Source organism: Rhizobium moroccans (assembly GCF_057559155.1).
Genome location: NZ_JBHFJG010000016.1, coordinates 28752 through 44625 on the forward strand (window position 1 = coordinate 28752; position 15874 = coordinate 44625).

The following is a 15874-nucleotide window of genomic DNA, read 5'->3' on the forward strand; positions in this document are numbered from 1 at the left end:
GCTTCCTGAACCGTCTATGGAATGGCGTCGGGCACCTCCGATGCCCGTTCGACTGGCACTTGCCCGTTTGCCGCGGGCACAATCGCATGCAAAGCTAAACGATTGTTGAAACTCTTCGGGGCAGGCTCTTATCGGTCGTGCCCACGGATCTTATCCTTCCGACACGTATATTGATCGATCCATCAGCAGTTTTCATCCCGTTTTATTCCCCGCTCCGTTAATTGTGACAGGTCTCTCCAATTGGATTCGATTTTCCTTCCGCGGCAGTGATTTTTGCCCGCCCCAGCCCCCGATGAGCTGTAAATGGCCGCCGATGCCTTAAATCCCCTCAGGGGGATCATGTTCAAGGTACTATCCGTCGTCGTCTTCCTGGTGATGCAAACCTGCATCAAGGCTGCGGGGCCGGATATCCCGGCGGGACAGATCACCTTCTATCGTTCCGCCTTCGCCATCCTGCCGATCGCCATTTATCTCACCTTCCGCCGCGATCTTCTTGCAGCGTTTCGGACGGACAATTTCCTCGGACATCTGAAGCGCGGCTTCCTGGGCATTCTCGCCATGGCCTGCGGCTTTTACGGATTGGTGCATCTGCCGCTCCCCGACGCGATCGCCATCGGCTACGCGTCGCCGCTGATGGCGGTGGTCTTCGCGGCGGTGATTTTGGGTGAGACGGTGCGCTTCTACCGCTGGACGGCGGTCTTTATCGGCATTTTCGGAGTGCTCATCATCTCGTGGCCGAAGCTGACCATGTTCCGGGAAGGCGGCTTCGCCTCCGAACAGGCGCTGGGGGCGCTCGCCGTGCTGCTATCGGCCGTGCTCGGCGGCCTTGCAATGGTGCAGGTGCGGCAACTGGTGCGCACCGAAAAGACCTCGACGATCGTGCTCTACTTTTCGCTGACGGCTTCGGTTTTCGCGCTTGTCAGCCTTCCCTTCGGCTGGGCTTCGCTGCCGTTGAAACCGGCCCTGCTGCTGATCGCTTCCGGCATATGCGGCGGGATAGCCCAGATTTTCCTGACCGAAAGCTATCGGCACGCGGATGTCTCGACCATCGCGCCGTTCGAATATACGTCGATTCTGCTGGGAATTGCCGTCGCCTTCTTGCTGTTCGGCGACATCCCCACCACGACCATGCTGATCGGCACGGCGATTACCGTCTCGGCGGGAATTTTCATCATCTATCGCGAGCACCAGCTTGGGCTGGAGCGCAAGGCGGCGCGCCGCGCATCGCCGCCGGCAAGCTGACCCTAGAGCGGAATGGCGGCGGATGCCGGATTGAAGCGCTTGTCCTGATCGGCACGGGCGGCGCCGGCGCGGTTATATTCCCGGGCGGCGTTCACGGCGGTGCCGATCTGGTAAAGGGTCTCGCGAAGGGTGCGGATCGTCTGCAAGGCTGCCGTCATGGTTCGCTCTCCTGCTTTCCGGATCAACGTTCGCGGAAGTCGGCGAAGATGGCCGAAGGACGCGTGATAGAGCCCGAGCGGCCGAGGGCGCGCGCGGTGATCTGCTCGTGCGTGGCGGAGCCGAAACGGTGATAGCCCTCGCTCGAGCGCGGCGAGAGGCCGGCGATGCGGAGGGTTTCGAAGCCCGAATGGATCGGACGATAGCGGGTCGTCATTGCCTTGGTTCCTTGACCTGATCTTCCTCCCAAGACACTGCATATATTGCAGCGCAGCATAGATTCCGCAATGCGGCGGGACGCTGCGCTGCCATGCGCTTACTGCATGGCAACTTTCATAATTTGGTAATCTTGATCAAAATACAGCCGTTAGACGGCTTCAAGTCGCGACTTGAACGTCAACAGGTCCTGCCAGGCGAGCGCCTTGTTGGCGGGTGCCGCCAGCAGCTCCTGCGGGTGCAGCGTGGCGATTGCGGCAAGCTCCAGCCCGGCGAAACGGATGTCGCGCCATTCCCCGCGCATGCTGTGGATCGTGCCGCCGTCGCCGAAGAAGAAGCGGGCCGGGAAGTTGCCGAGCAGCAGCAGGTATTTGGGTTCCGCAAGCGCGATCTGCCGTTCCAGGAAAGGCCTGCAGATTTCCTGCTCGGCGGGCGAGGGCTGGCGGTTTCCCGGCGGACGCCAGGGGATGACATTAGTGAGCATCACCACCTCCCGCGACAGACCGATCGCGCCGAGCATGCGGTCGAGCAACTGGCCCTGCCGACCGGAAAAGGGAATGCTGTCCCGATCGTCATCGGCATTCGGCATCGGGCCGATGACCATGATCCGCGAGGCTGGATCTCCGCTGGCGAAAACGGTGGAGCGGGCGCCGTTCTTCAGGTTGCAGCCGTTGAAGGCTTCCAGCGCCGTCTTGAGTTCACCGAGCGAGCGGGCGCTTTCCGCTGAAAATCGCGCGGCGGATACCGCTTCGCCATCCGGCACGGCGACCGCAGGCGAAGAACTTGGCGCCGGCGGGCGAGGGGCCTGGGCGGTGCGCTTCTGCGCCGGGGGAGTGCTCACCGTTTGGGATGTGGGGGCCTCGTTCTGTGCCGGCTGTTGCGGTCGCGCCACCGCCGACATTTTCGCTTCTGCCCGCGCCGCCTTCTGGGCGGCGAACTCGGCGAAGCGGTCGGCGGGCTCGTCCTCGACAAGCCACTCCACGCCGGAATCTGCATAGAAATGCAGAAGTGCGGCGAGTTCTGGGGCGTCCATGTCTCTGGCAGTGTTCATCACATTCACACTACAGCATGTCGCATGGGAGAGGGAACCGATTTCGAGGCGATTAGGGGTTGAGAGGTTAGGGCAAGGCGGTGCGGCATCTCTAACCCTCCCCCTTGTGGGGAGGGTGGCCGGCAGGCGGGAGGGGTTTTCTTGTCCGCAAGCGAAACTTCCCCTCCCCAACCCCTCCCACAAGGGGGAGGGGCTCCACGCATCGTCGCAATTGCCTCATCTTGGTGAGGGAATCGACCACAAGCGCCTCTAAGCCGCCCATTTCTCCGCTTCGCCGCTTTCCCCGATCAGCGCCAGTCCGTGGGCGATCGAGAGCAGTTCGCCGCCGCTCTCGATCCTGTCGGCATCGAAGCGGCGGGTGAAGATGCGCCTGACCGCGGGTACGAAGGACGTGCCGCCGGTAAGAAACACCTTGTCGATATCCTTCGGCTCGGTCTTCGTCTTGTCGAGCACCTCGTCGAGCGCGCCCTCGATCTTCTCCAGATCGTCGGTGATCCAGGTTTCGAAATCGGCGCGCTTCACGACCTTGCGGCCGGCGCGCCCGAGCGGCGGGAAGTTGAACTCGGCTTCTTCCGTCTGCGAGAGCGCCATCTTGGTGGCAGAGATCGCCTGATAGAGCGGATAGCCCTCGTCGTGATCCACGAGATCGATGAAAAGCTCCAGCTTGTCCGGGTCGAGCGCCGTGCGGACCAGCGATTTCAGATCCGCGAACTCACGGCTCGTCTTGAAGATCGAAAGCTGGTTCCAGCGGCCGAAATTGGCGTAATAGCCGCTCGGCACCTCAAGTACCTTGTCGAAGCTCTTGAAGAAGCTTCCTTTTCCGATCTCCGGCGCAACGAGATTGTCGATCATCCGGAAGTCGAAGTGATCGCCGGCGACGCCGACGCCCGAATGGCCGACCGGGGTCGCGGAAAGCTTGCCAGCTTTCGTTTCGAAGCGGATCAGCGAATAGTCCGTCGTGCCGCCGCCGAAATCCGCCACCAGCACGGTCGCGTCCTTCTTCAGCGTCTGCGCGAAGTAATAGGCGGCCGCGACCGGCTCGTAGACATAGCGGATTTCCGGAAAACCGAACCGGGCAAGCGCCGCATTGTAACGCTCCACCGCCAGCGATTCATCGGGGCTCGCCCCGGCGAAGCGCACCGGCCTTCCGGCGACCACGCTTGAGATGTCCGAAGGCCATGCGCCGTCCGCATAGGCTTTCAGCCGGCGCAGGAAAATCTCCATGAGATCCTCGAAGGCGTGCCGGCGGGCGAAGATCAGCGTGCCCTGGAAAAGCGGGCTTGCCGCGAAGGTCTTGATGGATTGCAGGAAGCGGCAATCGCCCGGATTGTCGATGAATTGGCGGATCGCGGCCTGGCCCGCCTCTACCTTCAGCGCCTGCGCGCCCATCACCGGGTCCTTCATGAACGACAATGCGGTGCGCATGGTGTCGGTCACGCCGGCGCTGGAGGTGAAGGTCATCGAATGCGTGGCATTGCCGCCATCCGCCAGTGCCAGAACCGTATTGGTCGTGCCGAAATCAAGCCCGAGCGCCCGTGCCATGGCCGTGCTCCTTATCCATCCGCCGTAGAATGCTTGAAACGGGACCTCTAAGCCCCGAACGCGAAAAGGGCGCTTGTCCGCGCCCCATGGTTTTTTTGAGAGGGCGCGTGATCGCACAAGCCCGGCCGGATGGCAAGGGGCGATCTCAGTTGCCGCGCGTCTCGGCCGCCTTTGCGGCGATCCAGTGACGGAAGGCCTCCATGGCGGGCGTCACCGCACGGGATTTGAGCCGGGTGATCCAGTAGCTGCCCTTGGAGATATAGATCGGAAAGGGCTGCTCGATGGTGCCGGCCGCAAGATGGCGCGAGAACATCAACGGCGGGGCGAGCGCGACGCCGGTGCCCTGAATTGCCGCCTCGATCATCAGCACGGAACTGTCGAAGACCATGCCGTGGATGGGCGGTGGCGTGACCCTGGCCGTTTCGAACCAGCTCGGCCATTCGTCGGCGCGGTAGGAGCGCAGGAGCGGCTGGCGCGCCAGATCCTCCGGATGCTTGACCTGCCTGGCGATGGACGGAATGCAGAGCGCGGAGAGCGGCGCCTCGAACAGCGCTTCCGCTTCGATATCGTGCCAGGCGCCGTTGCCGAAGCGGATGGTGTAGTCCAGTCCCTCCGCGGCGATATCGACCCGGTTGTTGTTGGTCGAAAGCCTAAGATCGATGAAGGGATAGCGTTCGGTGAAATCGGCAAGGCGCGGCAGCAGCCAGCCGACGGCGAAGGTGCCGACCGCGCCGAGGGTCAGGACTTCCCGCATGTGCCCGCCCTCGAAGCGCTCCAGCATTTCGGCCATGCGGTCAAAGCTTTCCTGCAGCGTCGGCAGTAGCGCCTGACCTTCCTCGGTAATCATCAATCCGCGCGGCAGCCGGCGGAAGAGGGTGACGCCGATCCGCTCCTCCAAGAGCTTCACCTGATGGCTGACGGCTGCCTGCGTGACGCAGAGCTCGATCGCCGCGCGCGTAAACGAGAGATGCCGCGCAGCCGCCTCGAAGGCACGCAGCGCGTTCAGCGGCAAATGTGGTCGAACCATGGCAATGGCCTAGTTTGATTCATGTCTATCCGCAGATATCATCGTTTGTCATGCACCCACAAGCGGCCCTAAAACAGCGCCATCGAACTTGACCGGAGCGCATCCATGGCTTTCAGAAATTCCATTCTTCTAGGAATATCCCTCGGATTTTCAGCAGTTTTCCTTGATTTCGCCTCGGCAAAGGCGGCCGAGCCGATCCGCTGCACGGTCGTCATCGATGAAGCGAGCGGCGATACCCTTTATCGTCGGGGAACCTGCGATCAGGCCTTCTATCCGATGTCGACCTTCAAGCTGCCCTTGGCCATGATGGGCTATGACGCGGGCATACTGATCGATGCGGAACATCCCCGCTGGGATTATCAGGAAAAGTTCGATCGTCCGAAGCGGGAGCGGAAATCCGTCGATCCGGTAGTATGGGAAAGGGATTCGATCGTCTGGTATTCGCAGGAGATCACGCGCCGGTTGGGCAAAAGGGCGTTTGCCGATTACGTCCGGCGCTTCGGCTACGGCAATGCCGATGTTTCCGGTGGCCCCGGCAATGCGGATGGCCTGACCGAATCCTGGCTGATGTCGTCGCTGAAGATATCGCCGGACGAGCAGGTCGCCTTCCTGCGCCGGTTCCTGACGGGCGGGCTGCCGATCTCCGAGCACGCCGTCGACATGACGATGACGATCCTGCCGCGTTTCAAGGCGGGAGACGGCTGGGAGATTCAGGGCAAGACGGGCGCCGGCTGGCTTCGCGACAGGAGCGGCAAGGTTGACCGCGACCGCCCGCTCGGCTGGTTCGTGGGCTGGGCCGTGAAGGGCTATCGCCGGGTAATCTTCGCCCGCCTTCTGGTCGATACCAAGCAGCATCGCGGATCGCCGATCAGCTTTGGGGTGCGGGACGGGCTGATTGCGGATCTGCCGAAACTGGCGGAGGGGTTCTGAGGAAGCGCCCGGGCTTGCCCCTCACCCCGCCTCCGCTTCGCTTGGCGACCCTCTCCCCGCACGCGGGGCGAGGGGGGCCGGCGACGGTGCGGCATATCCCTTCTCCCCGTCAAAACGGGGAGAAGGTGGCGGCAGCCGGATGAGGGGCAAATTCACTCCGCCGCGATGGTCGCCGGCATATCGTCGTTTGCCTCTCGCCGGCTGCTATCCTTCTTCCGGCCGAGCCCCGCGAGAAAGCGGCCGAAACGGTCCATCTCCACGAAGATGACGGGCGTGATGAACAGCGTCAGCGCCTGGCTGACGACGAGGCCGCCGACGACCGCGATGCCGAGCGGCTGGCGCAGTTCGGAACTCGCGCCGGTTCCGAGAGCGATCGGCAATGCCCCGAGCAGCGCGCAGAAGGTCGTCATCATGATCGGCCGGAAGCGGCGCACGCAGGCCTCTTGGATGGCGGCGGCTGCCGTTTCTCCCTTCGAGCGCATGGTCTCCACCGCCACGTCGATCATCATGATCGCGTTCTTCTTGACGATGCCGATCAGCATCAGGAGCCCGATAAGGGCAATGATGGAGAGATCGAAGCCGAAGAGTTTCAGCGCCAAAAGTGCTCCGAAGGCCGCCGCCGGTAGTCCGGAAAGGATCGTCAGCGGGTGGATGAAGCTCTCGTAGAGCACGCCGAGCACCACGTAGATGGTCAGCACGGCGGCGAGGATCAGAAGCGGCGTATTGCCTTGGCTTTGCTGGAATATCTGCGCCGTGCCGCCATAGGTGGTGAACACGTCGTTCGGCATTTGCAGGCTCGCCTTGATCCGGTCGATCGCCGCCGTCGCATCGCTGAGCGATACGCCTGACGGCAGGTTGAACGAAACCGTCGTCGAGACGAGCTGGCCGGTCTGGTTGATGGTGACCGGAGCCGTCGCCCGCACGACCTCGGCGAAATTGGAGAGAGGCACGAGCGAGCCGTTGGAGGACATCACGTGGACGTCCTGCAGTATCTGGTCGTTCCACTGCCGGGTATTGTCGAACTCGGTGATGACGTCGTAACTATCGCCGGTGGATTGAATTTCCGCCGCCGTATAGCCGCCGAAGGCCATCTGCAGCGTTTCGCGCAATTGCTGATCGGTGATACCGAATGCGGCTGCCTTTTCCGGATCGACCTTGATATTCGCCTCGATCGCATTGTTCTGGGCGTCGGAGGTGACATCGGTGAAATGCGTGCGGTCGCTTCGCATCGCCGCCTGAATCTTGTCGGACCATTCGTTGGTTTGCGCCGCGTTGAGCGCCTGCACCACGAGCTGGTATTGGCTCGCTGTCGAGCGCCCGCCGAAGCGCAGGCTTTGCTGTGGCGTGATAAAGCTCTTGATGCCGGCGGTCTTCGCCGTCGCCTGCCTCAGTTCGCGAAGCGTCTGCTGCAGGGGAGGGCGCTGATCGCGATCCTTCAGCTCCACGAAGATCGTGCCGTTGTTGAGCGGGCTTCGGCCGTTGCTGCCGACGATCGAGGTCACATGCGCGACGGCGGGGTTCTTCTGAACGGCCGCCGCCACCTGCGCCTGCAGGTCCCGCATGGCGGGATAGGAAATATCCTGGCGCGCCTGGGTCGAGATCGTCAGCCGGCCGATGTCCTCCGTCGGGAAGAAGCTCGAAGGGAGCGTCTCGAACAGATAGACTGAGCCGGCGACCGAGGCGAAGAACAGCAGCATTATCGCTGCCCGGTGCCCGAGGCACCAGCCGACCGATCTGCCATAGGCTTTCAGCGCGCGGTTGAAGCCGGCGTCGAAGACGCGGGCGATCAGGCCCGGGTGATGCTCGGCGCCGGAAAGCCGCGAGCCGAGCATCGGCGTGACGGTCAGCGATACGATCGCCGAGGCGACGATCGCGAGCGTCACCACCATGCCGAATTCGTTGAACAACCGGCCGACCACGCCGCCCATCAGGAGGATCGGGATGAAGACCGCGATCAGCGAGACCGACATGGAAACGATCGTGTAGCTGACCTCTGAGGCGCCCTGCATCGCCGCCTGCATCACAGGCATGCCGTCCTCCACATGCCGCATGATGTTTTCCAGCATGACGATCGCATCGTCCACCACGAGGCCGACCGACAACGTGAGCCCGAGCAGCGATATGTTGTCGATGCTGTAGCCGAGCAGATACATGACCCCGAAGGTTGCGATCAGCGATAGCGGCACGGCAAGTGCCGGAACGATGGTGGCCGAAAGCCGGCCGAGGAACAGATAGATGACGAGCACGACCAACGCGATCGTCAGCATCAGCGTGAACTGAACGTCGTCGATCGCCGAGCGGATGGCGGTCGAGGCGTCGTTCATGACGTTGATCGAAACCGAAGCGGGCAGCTCCTCGGTCAGTTGAGGCAGCTTCGCGCGCACCGCATCCACCACGTCCACGGTATTGGCGTCCGGCTGGCGCTGTATGGCGAGAATGATGGCTGAATTGCCGTCATACCAGCTTCCGGCGTCGGGGTTTCCGACGCTGTCCTGAACCTCCGCCACATCGCCCAGATGGATCGGCGCGCCGTTCGGATTGGCGATCACCAGCGAGCGGAACTCATCGGCATTGGTGCGCTGAGTATCGGCATTGATCGTGAGCTGCTGGGCGCTGTTCTTCAGCGAACCCACCGGCGCCTGGCTGTTGGCACTGGCGATCGCATTGGCGACAGTATCGACCCCGAGATTGCGCGCCTGCAGCTTGGCCGGATCAAGCTCGACCCGCACCGCATAGGTCTTGGTGCCGTAGATCGAAACCTCGGCGACACCGGGCAGGGTGGAGAGCGCAGGCGAAAGCACGTCCTCGGCGATCTCGTCCACCTTGCTGGGCGGCAGGTTGTCGCCGCGCACGGCGAGCAGCAGCACGGGCGCGTCCGCCGGATTGGTCTTGCGGTAGCTCGGCGGCGTCGTCATGTTGTCCGGCAGTTGCCGGGTCGCCTGCGAAATCGCCGCCTGCACGTCGGCGGCGGCCGCGTCGATATTCCGGTTGAGATCGAATTGCAGGACGATCGAGGTGTTGCCGAGCGAATTCGTCGCGCTGATCTCGCTGATGCCGGGAATGGTCTCGAACTTCTTGATGAGCGGCGTCGAGACGGCGGTCGCTATGGTCTGCGGAGATGCGCCGGTCAATTGCGCCGAGACGTTGATGGTCGGGAAATCGACCTGCGGCAGCGCCGCCACCGGCAATAGCCGATAACCCGCCAGACCCGCCAGAACCACGCCGATGGCGAGAAGCGTGGTGGCGACCGGGCGGCGGATGCAGAATTGCGGGATCATCGCGCCGCCCCCACTTCGACCTGCCCATCATTGCCGTTGGCGTTGAGCAGGCTGGTATCCTGGCCACTGGCAAACTCCTCCTTCACCTGCGCTCCGTCCACGAGCTGCACCTGGCCTTCGATCACCACATGGGCGCCAGCCTCGAGGCCGCCGGCGAGTGCGGTATTGCTGCCATTCGAACGCGCCACCGTTACCGGCGTCACATGAACCTTGCCGTCCTCGCCGACCGAGTAGACGAAGGAACCGGCAGCGCCGGGGCTGACGGCGACCGTCGGCACCACGATGTCCTGCCGATCGCTCTGGAAATGGACCGTCACGTTCACCGACTGGCCTGGCCAAAGAGCGCCCGAGGGATTGTCAAACCTTGCCTTGGCCAGAATGGTGCCCGAGGCGGAATCCACCGTATTGTCGAAGAAGCTCAGCACTCCCTTCAGCGGGGCCTTTGCGGAGTTCTGCGGGGCGGCATCGATGCCGACGGTGCCTGCGGCGAAGCCTTCCCGCAGCGCTTCGAGATAGGCCTCGGGCAGGTGGAATTTCACGTAGATCGGATCGTATTTGGCGATCGTCACGACGGCGGCACCTGCGCTGAGATAGGCGCCGGTGCTGACCGAGATATCTCCGAGCCGACCGTCGAAGGGGGCGCGGATATCGGTATTGTCCAGTTCCACCTGATCGGCGGAAATCGTCGCCTTGTCGCTTTCCACGGTCGCTGCCGCGGTATCGCGGGCGGCGCGTGCCTCATCGACGGATTGCTGCGTGCCGGCATTTCCGTTGAGAAGGTTGCTTGCCCTGGCAAGCGCCGTCTCCGCCTGAGCAAGGGTTGCCTGATCGCGCACGAGTACGGCCTTGTCCTTCTCGATCGTGGCCTTGGCCGTGCGATCGTCGAGTTTGGCGATCAGGTCGCCGGTCTTCACGATGGCGCCGTCATCAGCCATGATGTTCAGGATGGTTCCCGCCTGCTGGGCAGCTATGGTGGTGTTTTCGTCCGCATCGGCCCAGCCGGTCGCCGTGACGTCCATGGGCAGCGTGGCGCGGATGGCCGCCACCGTCTTGACCGTCGGCGGCGGTCCGCCCGTGCGGCGGTGCTGCTGATCTCCTCCCGCATTTTCGCCCGTATCGGCGGAAGCCGGATGAATGAAGGAAGAGAGAAAGGGAAGCCTGTCGCGGAACTCCCAACCGGCAACCGCCGCGACGACGATGACGCCTGCCAAAATCCAGAGCTTCTTCATGAGACCGCTCGCTTGTTTCGCCCGATATTCCATCGAGCTGCCTGCATTGCGGCGCAAAAAAGACGGATCTGCCCAGGGTCGTGGGGAAAGCCGCGATCTCAGGTTAAATCTTTGTAATAATGATGCTTTGTGAAGCGGAGTTAATCTAGTTCAACTTCCACGCGGCCTTGCGGCCGCGCCGCGCGCAGAACGCCTCCCATGGATGCCTCTGCGGCTTCCGTCCTCTATATGTTGATCCGTCTTCCGCTCCACAGGAGTAAGGCGCCGGCGATCGCCACCAGCGCCCCGTAAACGATCCAGGGCGTCTGGTTTATCATGAAGCTGGTCGCGGGGTAGGGGAAGAGCCCGGTACCCTGGCCAATCCAGATGAGGCCGATCAGGATCGCGAGAATACCGACGGTCGTAAGGGCGAGCTTTGCGAATGCCATGTTACCAACTCCGGTGGGTCACGCAGGCATCATAGGTGCTGCCTGCGTGGAGAGAAACGGAATTCTAACCGGCTTGACGCGCCCTTAGACCGATTTCGATGCGCCGCCATCGACGCGCAGCATGGTGCCGGTGACGTAGCTCGCGGGTTCGGAGCAGAGGAAGGCGCCGGCGGCGGCGAATTCCTCCACCTTGCCGAGCCGGCCGGCGGGGATCGACTTGACCGATGCGGCGCGGACTTCCTCCACCGTCTTGCCCTGCCGCTTGGCATTCGCGCCGTCGAGTTCGTCGATGCGGTCCGTGTGGATGCGGCCCGGAAGCAGCATGTTGATGGTAATGCCGAAGCCGGCGACCTCCGTCGAGATCGTCTTGTTCCAGCCGACCAGCGCCGAGCGCAGGGTATTGGAGAGCGCGAGGTTTGAAATGGGCTCGAAGACGCCGGAAGAGGCGACGGTGAGAATGCGGCCCCAGCCCTGCTCCTTCATCTGCGGCAGGAAGGCGTTGGTGAGCGTGATGACGCGCAGCACCATGGATTGGAAGAAGGTTTCGAGTTTGTCGGCGGTCATTTCCTCGGCCGTGCCGGGGGTCGGTCCGCCGGTATTGTTGACGAGGATGTCGATGCCGCCGAGCTTTTCCTTCACGGCCGCGGTCATCGCTTCCACGAAATTGTCGTCGGAAAGATCGCCCCAGACCCAATCGGCCTTGCCCTTGCCCTCGGCGTTGATCGTCTTGCAGTTCTCGGCAAGCCGGTCACCGGATCGGCCGACGAGCAGCACGTTTGCTCCCTCGCGGGCGAGCGCTTTCGCGATACCGAGGCCCAGCCCGCGCGAAGAGGCGAGAACGAGGGCGCGTTTGCCGGTGATTCCGAGGTCCATTGTGAAGTCCTTCCCTGACGAAAATCGAATGCTGACTTGTTATAAGCAGGTGATCCGGTTTTGAAAGACCGGTTCAGCCCCGATATGGCTTCTTTCAGAACGGCACCTTGCCGGGATTGAACAGGCCGTTCGGATCGAGGGCTTTTTTCAAGGCCCTCGCCAATTGCTGCTTTTGCGGCGAGACGAAGGTCTCGTAGCCGTAACGCTTTTCGAGGCCGACGCCATGCTCGGCGGAGAAGCTGCCGCCGGCTTCCGAAATGCCGGAATAAACGGCGTTCTCGACGGAGCGCAATTCCTCCTCCGGCAGCGGACCACGCTTGATGAGCGTCAGATGCAGGTTTCCATCGGCGACATGGCCGTAAACGTAGGCGGCATAGGTGGGATCGATCGCCTTCAGCCGTGTTTCGAGACCGGTCACATAAGCATCGAGGAAAGTCGGCGGCACGGAAATGTCGAAGGAGGCGGCATCCGGGATTTCCGCGTAATAGAAGCCGGAATCCTCACGGATATCCCAGAAGCGCCGCGCCTGGTCGAGCGATTGGGCGATGACGCCGCCCTTGAGCGAAAGCGCCTCCCAGAGATTTTCCAATCCTTCTTCGAGCGCGGCTGTGGCCGTCTCGACGGTTTCGCCCGATACCTCGACCAGCAAAGCCGACGCATCATCTTCAAGCCAGGAGAGGTCGAGCGCTTTTAGTCTGGCATGGTCGCGGACATAGCGGGGCCACATCATTTCGGCGGCCTCCAGGGTGATGCCCGGCAGCGACCGGAAATGCCGGATCACCCTAAGCGCCGTTCGCGCATCCTGAACCCCGATCATCGCGGTCGCACGATGGGGTCGCTTCGGCTCAATCTTGAGGACCACGCGGGTCACGAAGCCGAAAGCGCCTTCGCCGCCGATGAAGAGCTGTTTCAGGTCCGGGCCGGCGCTGACCTTCACCACACGGGTAAGATCGCGGAAGATTTCGCCGGACGGCAGCACGGCTTCGATACCCAGGATCTGATGCCGCATGACGCCATTGCGGAAGGCGAGGATGCCGCCGGCATTGGTGGAAACCATGCCGCCGATCGTCGCCGATCCACGCGAGCCGAGATCGACGCCGGTCATGAGGCCGAGAGGCTCAAGCGCGGTCTGAAGCGCCTCGAGCGTGACGCCCGCCTCCACGGTGGCGGTCATCTCTTCGGGATCGATCGCAACGATCCGGTTGAGCCGCGCGGAAGAGAGGATGACCTCGCCGGCCCGGCTGACATTGCCGCCGACGAGCCCGGTGAGCCCGCCTTGCGGCACGATAGCGACGCCGTTTTCGGCGCACCAGGAAATGAGCGCGGCGGCAGCTTCCGTGGAAGAGGGTTGCGCCATGACGCCGGCATCGAAGTTGTTGCTGTGCTCGCCTGAGTGCCGGCTCTTCAACACCTCTGGACCCAGAACGGCAAGATCGGGATGAAGGCCGGTGAGACGTGTGGCAAACTGGTCGGCGTTGAAGGTCATGTTGGGCATGGGCTCGACTGCGGATTCGGTTGCCAATCTCTAAGGCGTGGCAAGGATATGCGCAAACCCTCTTGCTAAGTCATCAGGTTGTATGACAACTAAATGCCCATTGAGTTGCTGAGGACAATTATTGACGCTAACGTAAACGTCAATTATTCTCGCTAAAAAATCGCGGTTCTGTTTATCTGGTCAGAGGGTGTCGCATCCCGGCTCGACAAGCTTTCCGGCTTTTGCCAAGGAGAGGCTGATAAAAGGGAACCCCAAAGTGGAGGTTGATCGATAATGAGCGAAGACATGGAACTCCCCGAACGTGAGTCGATGGAATTCGACGTCGTGATCGTCGGGGCGGGGCCTGCCGGCCTGTCGGCTGCCATTCGCTTGAAGCAGGTCAATCCCGAGCTTTCCGTCGTCGTGCTCGAAAAGGGCTCGGAAGTCGGCGCTCATATCCTTTCGGGCGCGGTGGTCGATCCGGTCGGCATCGATGCGCTTCTGCCCGGCTGGCGCGAGGAGGAAGGCCATCCCTTCGATACGCCGGTGACGGACGACCAGTTCCTGTTCCTCGGTCCCGCCGGTTCGCTCCGCCTGCCGAACTTCATGATGCCGCCGCTGATGAACAATCACGGCAACTACATCGTCTCGCTCGGGCTCGTCTGTCGGTGGCTGGCAGAAAAGGCCGAGGCGCTGGGCGTCGAGATCTATCCCGGCTTTGCCGCGACCGAAGTGCTCTACAATGATGCTGGCGCGGTGATCGGCGTTGCCACCGGCGACATGGGCATCGAGCGGAACGGCGAACCCGGCCCGAATTTCACCCGAGGCATGGAACTGCACGGCAAATACGTGCTGATCGGCGAGGGCGTGCGCGGCTCGCTCGCCAAGCAGCTCATCAACCGGTTCAAGCTGGACGAGGGCCGCGAGCCGCAGAAATTCGGCATCGGTCTCAAGGAGCTCTGGCAGGTGAAGCCGGAGAAGCACAAACAAGGCCTGGTGCAGCATTCCTTCGGCTGGCCACTCGGCATGCAGACCGGCGGCGGCTCCTTCCTCTACCACCTGCACGACAACCTCGTGGCGGTCGGCTTCGTGGTGCACCTGAACTACAAGAACCCGTATCTCCATCCCTTCGAGGAGTTCCAGCGCTTCAAGACCCATCCGGCGATCCGCGACACGTTCGAAGGGGCCAAGCGCATCTCCTACGGCGCCCGCGCGATCACCGAGGGCGGCTTCCAGTCGGTGCCGAAGCTTTCCTTCCCCGGCGGCGCGCTGATCGGCTGTTCGGCGGGCTTCGTCAACGTGCCGCGTATCAAGGGCAGCCACAACGCGGTTCTGTCCGGCATGCTGGCGGCCGACAAGATCGCAGCGGCGATCGAAGCGGGCCGCGCCAATGACGAGGTCGTGGAAATCGAGAACGAATGGCGGGCAAGCCCGATCGGCAAGGACCTGAAGCGGGTGAGGAACGTCAAGCCGCTCTGGTCGCGGTTCGGCACGGCCGTCGGCATCGCGCTCGGCGGGCTCGACATGTGGACCAACCAGCTCTTCGGCCGTTCCTTCTTCGGCACGCTGAAGCATGGCAAGACGGATGCGGAGAGCCTGGAGCCGGCTGCCAAGCACAAGCCGATCGACTATCCGAGGCCGGATGGCGTGCTGACCTTCGATCGCCTCTCCTCGGTCTTCCTGTCGAACACCAATCACGAGGAGGACCAGCCGGTCCATCTGCAGGTGAAGGACATGGACCTGCAGAGGCGTTCCGAATACGAGGTCTATGCCGGGCCTTCGGCGCGCTATTGTCCGGCAGGCGTCTACGAATGGGTGGAGAAGGACGGCGAGCCGACCTTCGTCATCAACGCGCAGAACTGCGTGCACTGCAAGACCTGCGACATCAAGGACCCCAACCAGAACATCAACTGGGTGCCGCCCCAGGGCGGCGAGGGCCCGGTCTATCCGAATATGTGATGAGCGAGCGTTCGGCGATCACCATCAGGCGCGCACGCCCCGCCGATCTCGATCGTATGGCGGAGATCGAATTGGATGCGCACGAGGTCTGGGCGGCCGCCTGCGGCTTTACCGGCGAACCGTCGGTGATGCCCCGCGAGGCGCTGAAGAAGGCGCTTGGTGAAGGCTTGCTGTTCGCCGCCGCCGATGAAGCCGACAGGGCCGTCGGCTTCCTTGCCGCCACGGAGCGGGAAGGCCGGCTTCACATCGGTGAAATGAGTGTCGAGACTGCCTGGCAGAAGAAGGGCATCGGCCGTCGCCTCATGCAAACCGCGCTCGAGGAGGGGCGACGGCGTGGCCTTCCGGCAGCAACGCTCACGACCGATCGCCTGATTACCTTCAACGCGCCCTTCTATGCCTCGCTGGGCTTTCGGGAACTCCCCCAGGCCGAGCTTCCGCCGGACTTGAAAGAGACGCTGGCGGCCGAGGT

The 15874-nt window shown here is 62.8% G+C and carries 14 protein-coding genes; 4 read left to right on the forward strand and 10 right to left on the reverse strand.

Going from position 1 to position 15874, the window contains the following annotated elements:
- Positions 1 to 303 precede the first annotated feature (303 nt).
- Complete coding sequence (locus tag ACE04I_RS11840) at positions 304 to 1242, forward strand: DMT family transporter (RefSeq protein ID WP_046795676.1); 939 nt, start codon at positions 304 to 306, stop codon at positions 1240 to 1242.
- A gap of 2 nt (positions 1243 to 1244) precedes the next feature.
- On the opposite strand, the gene ACE04I_RS11845 is transcribed toward ACE04I_RS11840, so the two are convergent.
- The 5 genes from ACE04I_RS11845 to ACE04I_RS11865 form a co-directional block, all read right to left on the reverse strand.
- A complete protein-coding gene (locus tag ACE04I_RS11845) occupies positions 1245 to 1400 on the reverse strand; it encodes a hypothetical protein (protein WP_156176969.1) in 156 nt (51 codons plus the stop codon).
- A 23-nt stretch (positions 1401 to 1423) separates the two neighbouring features.
- Positions 1424 to 1615, reverse strand: a complete 192-nt coding sequence (locus ACE04I_RS11850) for a hypothetical protein (protein WP_046795675.1) — start codon at positions 1613 to 1615, stop codon at positions 1424 to 1426.
- Positions 1616 to 1765: 150 nt separating this feature from the next.
- Positions 1766 to 2665, reverse strand: a complete 900-nt coding sequence (locus ACE04I_RS11855; protein WP_046795674.1) for a uracil-DNA glycosylase — start codon at positions 2663 to 2665, stop codon at positions 1766 to 1768.
- A gap of 249 nt (positions 2666 to 2914) precedes the next feature.
- Positions 2915 to 4207, reverse strand: coding sequence for an Hsp70 family protein (locus ACE04I_RS11860; protein WP_046795673.1), 1293 nt, complete (start codon positions 4205 to 4207; stop codon positions 2915 to 2917).
- A 145-nt stretch (positions 4208 to 4352) separates the two neighbouring features.
- Complete coding sequence (locus tag ACE04I_RS11865; protein WP_046795672.1) at positions 4353 to 5234, reverse strand: LysR family transcriptional regulator; 882 nt, start codon at positions 5232 to 5234, stop codon at positions 4353 to 4355.
- Positions 5235 to 5339: 105 nt separating this feature from the next.
- Between ACE04I_RS11865 and blaOXA the strand changes: the two genes are divergently transcribed.
- Positions 5340 to 6164: a class D beta-lactamase gene (gene blaOXA / locus ACE04I_RS11870; protein WP_052760455.1), complete on the forward strand. Its 825-nt coding sequence runs from the start codon at positions 5340 to 5342 to the stop codon at positions 6162 to 6164.
- A 152-nt stretch (positions 6165 to 6316) separates the two neighbouring features.
- Here the strand turns inward: blaOXA and ACE04I_RS11875 are convergent, their stop codons facing one another.
- The 5 genes from ACE04I_RS11875 to ACE04I_RS11895 all read right to left on the reverse strand — a co-directional run bounded on the left by ACE04I_RS11875 (position 6317) and on the right by ACE04I_RS11895 (position 13467).
- Positions 6317 to 9442 (reverse strand): efflux RND transporter permease subunit, encoded by a 3126-nt coding sequence (locus ACE04I_RS11875; RefSeq protein WP_046795671.1) that lies wholly within the window; start codon positions 9440 to 9442, stop codon positions 6317 to 6319.
- Positions 9439 to 10671, reverse strand: a complete 1233-nt coding sequence (locus tag ACE04I_RS11880) for an efflux RND transporter periplasmic adaptor subunit (protein ID WP_046796030.1) — start codon at positions 10669 to 10671, stop codon at positions 9439 to 9441. The genes ACE04I_RS11875 and ACE04I_RS11880 overlap by 4 nt, the downstream gene beginning before the upstream one ends.
- A gap of 224 nt (positions 10672 to 10895) precedes the next feature.
- Entirely contained in the window at positions 10896 to 11099 is a 204-nt protein-coding gene (locus tag ACE04I_RS11885) for a hypothetical protein (protein WP_046795670.1), read from the reverse strand.
- An 84-nt stretch (positions 11100 to 11183) separates the two neighbouring features.
- Positions 11184 to 11972, reverse strand: a complete 789-nt coding sequence (locus ACE04I_RS11890) for an SDR family oxidoreductase (RefSeq protein WP_046795669.1) — start codon at positions 11970 to 11972, stop codon at positions 11184 to 11186.
- Positions 11973 to 12066: 94 nt separating this feature from the next.
- Entirely contained in the window at positions 12067 to 13467 is a 1401-nt protein-coding gene (locus ACE04I_RS11895; RefSeq protein WP_046795668.1) for an FAD-binding oxidoreductase, read from the reverse strand.
- A 273-nt stretch (positions 13468 to 13740) separates the two neighbouring features.
- On the opposite strand from ACE04I_RS11895, the gene ACE04I_RS11900 reads away from it, so the two are divergent.
- Together ACE04I_RS11900 and ACE04I_RS11905 are read left to right on the forward strand one after the other, a co-directional pair.
- The gene (locus ACE04I_RS11900; protein WP_046795667.1) at positions 13741 to 15405 is read left to right on the forward strand and encodes an electron transfer flavoprotein-ubiquinone oxidoreductase; all 1665 of its coding nucleotides are present in this window, start codon (positions 13741 to 13743) and stop codon (positions 15403 to 15405) included.
- Positions 15405 to 15874, forward strand: a 470-nt coding sequence (locus ACE04I_RS11905) for a GNAT family N-acetyltransferase (protein WP_487207076.1), incomplete at its 3' end; no start/stop codon positions are given. The genes ACE04I_RS11900 and ACE04I_RS11905, both read left to right, overlap by 1 nt.

Coding starts and splice junctions, on each gene's coding strand:
- ACE04I_RS11900 (WP_046795667.1), top strand. CDS start 13,741: ATGAGCGAAGACATGGAACTCCCCGAACGTGAGTCGATGGAATTCGAC.
- ACE04I_RS11875 (WP_046795671.1), bottom strand. CDS start 9,442: ATGATCCCGCAATTCTGCATCCGCCGCCCGGTCGCCACCACGCTTCTC.
- ACE04I_RS11845 (WP_156176969.1), bottom strand. CDS start 1,400: ATGACGGCAGCCTTGCAGACGATCCGCACCCTTCGCGAGACCCTTTAC.
- ACE04I_RS11840 (WP_046795676.1), top strand. CDS start 304: ATGGCCGCCGATGCCTTAAATCCCCTCAGGGGGATCATGTTCAAGGTA.
- ACE04I_RS11855 (WP_046795674.1), bottom strand. CDS start 2,665: ATGAACACTGCCAGAGACATGGACGCCCCAGAACTCGCCGCACTTCTG.
- blaOXA (WP_052760455.1), top strand. CDS start 5,340: ATGGCTTTCAGAAATTCCATTCTTCTAGGAATATCCCTCGGATTTTCA.
- ACE04I_RS11860 (WP_046795673.1), bottom strand. CDS start 4,207: ATGGCACGGGCGCTCGGGCTTGATTTCGGCACGACCAATACGGTTCTG.
- ACE04I_RS11880 (WP_046796030.1), bottom strand. CDS start 10,671: ATGAAGAAGCTCTGGATTTTGGCAGGCGTCATCGTCGTCGCGGCGGTT.
- ACE04I_RS11885 (WP_046795670.1), bottom strand. CDS start 11,099: ATGGCATTCGCAAAGCTCGCCCTTACGACCGTCGGTATTCTCGCGATC.
- ACE04I_RS11895 (WP_046795668.1), bottom strand. CDS start 13,467: ATGCCCAACATGACCTTCAACGCCGACCAGTTTGCCACACGTCTCACC.
- ACE04I_RS11850 (WP_046795675.1), bottom strand. CDS start 1,615: ATGACGACCCGCTATCGTCCGATCCATTCGGGCTTCGAAACCCTCCGC.
- ACE04I_RS11890 (WP_046795669.1), bottom strand. CDS start 11,972: ATGGACCTCGGAATCACCGGCAAACGCGCCCTCGTTCTCGCCTCTTCG.
- ACE04I_RS11865 (WP_046795672.1), bottom strand. CDS start 5,234: ATGGTTCGACCACATTTGCCGCTGAACGCGCTGCGTGCCTTCGAGGCG.